This window comes from Clostridium sp. DL1XJH146, from assembly GCF_054819755.1.
Window position 1 is genome coordinate 1 of record NZ_JBTVVN010000109.1, and the last position, 473, is coordinate 473.

Annotated in this window: 1 protein-coding gene; it reads left to right on the forward strand. The window is 31.3% G+C overall.

The window, feature by feature from the left end:
• A partial coding sequence (locus ACVHXK_RS18705) for a transposase (RefSeq protein ID WP_461207922.1) occupies positions 1 to 350 on the forward strand: 350 nt, incomplete at its 5' end.
• Positions 351 to 473 lie beyond the last annotated feature (123 nt).

Consider the following 473-nt stretch of genomic DNA (forward strand, 5'->3'; position numbering starts at 1 on the left):
AAAAAAATGTTAGTAAAAACCAAACAGTTACATACTATTTCGATGTTGAAAAATGCAAAAGATGTCCTGCCCGTGAGGGCTGTTATAAAGAAGGATCAAAAACTAAATCTTATTCTGTAACGATAAAATCAGATCTACATAAAGAACAAATTGAATTTGAAAAGAGTGATTATTTTAAAGAGCGTTCTAAGGAACGATATATGATTGAGGCTAAAAATAGTGAAATAAAACATCAGCACGGCTATGATGTAGCAAAATCGTCGGGCTTACTTGGCATGCAAATGCAAGGAGCAATAACGGTATTTGCGGTAAATGTTAAAAGAATATTGAATCTAATGACAAAGAAATAGAGATTAAATAGATAGTTTTTTATAAAAAAGCACAACAAATTTTGTTTTGTGACCCAAATTTGTTGTGCTTTTTTTTATTCAATCAGAAGGCCACTAAAAAAGGTATGCTTTTTCAGTGGCCTC